Below are 3,391 nucleotides of genomic sequence, written 5' to 3' on the forward strand. Positions count from 1 at the left end.
GCCGATGTAAAACCTCAACAGGCCCTAGCGTTCAGCTTTAGTATTTCAACTGTATACTTGGCTCTGGCTTTGTCTTTTGGGCTGATTCCAGGCTTTGCTATAAAGAGTAGTGTTTCCAAGTCTAGTATTATGAAGTCCAGTGGGTTTTCATTTCTTGGATTTATAAAAACATCATCGCCTTCTGGAGGTGGTATTACAGCATCCCCTTTTTTTCTTGAAATTTCCATGGCTTCTTCTGATTCGTTGAATACAGCAAATTTATTGTTTTTGGGGCCATTGCAATTCCCACAAGAAAACAAATAGTTTGGCCATGTGAATACAAGCTCTGGGTATAGGTCTTTAGGTTTGATATGCTCAACTTCATCGGCAACAGAGTCTTCACAATAATTGCATCTCCTGCTTCCAACGCATAGCGTTTCCAGTGTGGCTCTGATTTTGATAAACTGAGCTTTACTTTTTTTCTTCCAAAGGAGTTTTCCGGTTATTACTTTAGCCTCGTAGTTTTCTTGGTTGTTTACTTCAGCTTGCTTAGTGGATAGATAGCCTTCTGCCGATTATGGAAGGTCTGCTTCATTCATTTTAAGCATATTTAATTCACTTTTTGATGTTCGGCTCTAGAGCAAAGATTCTGGATAAGAAATCTTTCCGTGCTTGCTGCTCTGTTGTAAGTTTGCTATCTAAAGACAAAAAGTTAAGCTCTGCTAACTCTTCCAGCAATTGGGTAGCTTTATCGGATCTTTCTATTTCTGATCCGAAGGCGCCTGAGCTAAATGCTTCGAGCAAATTGCCATATAATAAGCGATTTAAGGGGATTCCTGTAAGGCGTTTGCCTCTATTGTCTTGAGCAGCATCCGGGAGCTGCCATACTGACCCACTGGTTGCGCTTTGGCAAATCAACGCGCTGTGTGTAGATACGATAAATTGAATTTTTGGGAAGTGCTTTGTAAGCCAGTTACCTATTTTTCTTTGCCAGCTGGGGTGTAAATGCACATCAATTTCATCGATAAAAACAACACCGGGTACGTTGACGCTTTTGTATTCATTGTCAAAAATATCGCTCGTTCCATAGCAGTGCTGCATTTGTCTAATGAGTTCTAATATCATACTGAGAACTGATCGATAGCCGTCACTTAAGTCTTCAATGTTTACATTTACACCAAAGGCATCAGCGAATATGACACCATCAGATGAGATGGACTCCATTGTAACTTCGTTTGGTAAGAACCCATCTTGATTGATAAAGTTAGTGATGTTTTCTAGCAATTTAGCACTTTCAGATTCTGAATTCTCAAGCGACTTGAATTTCAGCTCTTTCAGCCATTCAAGAGTTTCTGTTAGGGCTGCATCTTCGCCAAATACTGAAAGGTGCCTTGCCAGTAAAGGAGAAGAGTAAAATAATTTTTGATAGTCGCTATTGCCACCAGAAAAGCGTCTAAAAGGTCCATATGATGCAGAGAACCAACCTTTCTTGTTGTTCCATACAGTACGTTCAGCATCATTTCTTCTAGTGACTTTTGTTAGGGTATTGTCATTGGAGACCTTTATTGAATAGCTGATGTTGCTTTTGTTTTGACGCCCTTTGACAGCCCAGAAATCATTGTCAGGGTCTTGCATTATCTCAACTCTGATAAAGCTATTCTCTTCACCTTTTTTTATCCAGTCTGTGAATGTAGTTCTTGATTTCTGCGCTTCTGAAGGGCCAATTAAAGCCACGGCGGCAGACTTTATAAATGTTGATTTTCCTGAGCCGTTTCGACCTAAAAGAACATGCCAGCCAGCTGGGTCTTCGTTATTGGAAAGTTCCCATTTGAATTTTCGGAATGATTTAATATTCTCTAATTCTATTTTCGTTACGTACATGGATGTTACCTGGGATTTCCGTTTGGGCAATTATAAGTAAATTTTCAGCTTTTACATGCTCAGGGAGCTTTCTCTTCCAGTCGCTGGCTGTGAGCGATTTCATTGGCGTTTTTGCTTGAGCAGCTCTGGAATGTCATCAAGAGAAAACCCTTTGTAGGTGATTTCATATTGCCTCAACTGTTGGGAAAGGCGCTGGGCCTTGTCTTTGAGTTTGCTAATGCGGATGTTGGCAGGATTGCGTTTGACCTCACCTATCAGAACTGTCTTCTCCAGATCGTTGATGGCGACGATATCGATCTCGTTTTGGTTTCCACGCTCCCAATAGCTTCCGATAGTATTGTAATGGCCAGTGTCAGCCAACAATTGCCGTATAAGCTCTTCCAGCCACAGGCCGCTCCAAGTAGGGTAGTCTCTCTCAATCACTTTCTGAACGAATGCAAAGTTTTTAATTTCTATGGCGCTGCGGTTGCTATAGATAAAGCGAAACCAGAAGGCGAGGAACGCATCGGCTATCCGGTAGCGGACAAGGCGGCTATTGGGCTTTGCCAACACCGGTTGGTGCCGCTGGGTAATATCAAAATCGTTTTCCAATTTCTCAAGGTGTGGCCCTATGGAGGTTTCGAGAAGTGATTCGATTTCAGGGCGGCTTGAGCGACCGGAGGCAATGGCTGCCAGTATGGAAAAGTAGCGACTATTGTCGGGACCAAACTCCAATGGCACTGACTTAAGCCGCTTTCCCTTGGTATTTCTTGAGTCGTCAGGCCTTTGATCGGGTGTGCTGCAATTTTGGGAAAGCCTTTGGTCGTCTCTTCACTGCACGAGGTTCAGACCTTCCCGGTCGATTTCCCACCTGATGTTCGGCCATTATGTTCAGCATGTCTTCGATAACACCGGCCGGATGATCAGCTCTCAGAAGTATACTGTGGAAGTCTTGCAGGGTTTGTTGTGTCGCTTTGAAGCTGATTTCCCGGGGTGTTTGCCCCGCTATCTGTGCCGTTCGAGCCATCAATGCTCGCAACAGGTTGTAGGCCAGCAGGTGCACTGAGATCTCCTTGCGCACCATGTCCGGACTTTTACAGCGCAGTACATCCATTTTCATCAGCGTTTTCATGGACCTGAGATCCAGTTCTACATGCCACCTTCTCAGGTACAGGGCATTGATCTCTGCTCTGGTGTAGCGTTTGTCATCAACAAGTGTCGTCATGATAATGCGTTTCCTGCTTTTGATCGCTCTGACCGTGAGCTCCTCCGGCGTACATTGCTTGTAAAATGTACGGCTCATCCACTCTGGACAGGGCGGTCGTTTCAGGACAAATAAGCCATCTTTCTTACCGAGCTTTTTATCACACTGACGGAAGTCGATATGTCTGGCCCCATGCTTTTCGAACACCACATCGGCACCGGCCAGGCGCAGAAGGACGAGAAGAAAATAGTTCTCGAAGTTGGCGTCTCCGAGCATTATGTCACCTTCATGAATGCGGGAAAGCAGCTGTCTTAATAGGGCTTGTTCCCCCGTTTCCTTGCCCTCGTA

The 3,391-nt window shown here is 44.3% G+C and carries 4 protein-coding genes; 1 reads left to right on the forward strand and 3 read right to left on the reverse strand.

From position 1 onward, the window contains the following. Positions 1 to 303: hypothetical protein (locus tag E1189_RS25180; protein ID WP_230460147.1), on the forward strand; the 303-nt coding region annotated here is incomplete at its 5' end. A gap of 291 nt (positions 304 to 594) precedes the next feature. Here the strand turns inward: E1189_RS25180 and E1189_RS04175 are convergent. The 3 genes from E1189_RS04175 to E1189_RS04185 all read right to left on the reverse strand — a co-directional run. After that, positions 595 to 1,860: an AAA family ATPase gene (locus E1189_RS04175; protein WP_155158807.1), complete on the reverse strand. Its 1,266-nt coding sequence runs from the start codon at positions 1,858 to 1,860 to the stop codon at positions 595 to 597. Positions 1,861 to 1,959: 99 nt separating this feature from the next. Then, complete coding sequence (locus tag E1189_RS04180; RefSeq protein WP_196221183.1) at positions 1,960 to 2,574, reverse strand: ATP-binding protein; 615 nt, start codon at positions 2,572 to 2,574, stop codon at positions 1,960 to 1,962. A 43-nt stretch (positions 2,575 to 2,617) separates the two neighbouring features. After that, the coding region (locus E1189_RS04185) for a transposase (RefSeq protein WP_196221184.1) at positions 2,618 to 3,391 on the reverse strand (774 nt) is incomplete at its 5' end.

Source organism: Parendozoicomonas verongulae (assembly GCF_009711465.1).
Taxonomy (GTDB): Bacteria; Pseudomonadota; Gammaproteobacteria; order Pseudomonadales; family Endozoicomonadaceae; genus Sansalvadorimonas; species Sansalvadorimonas verongulae.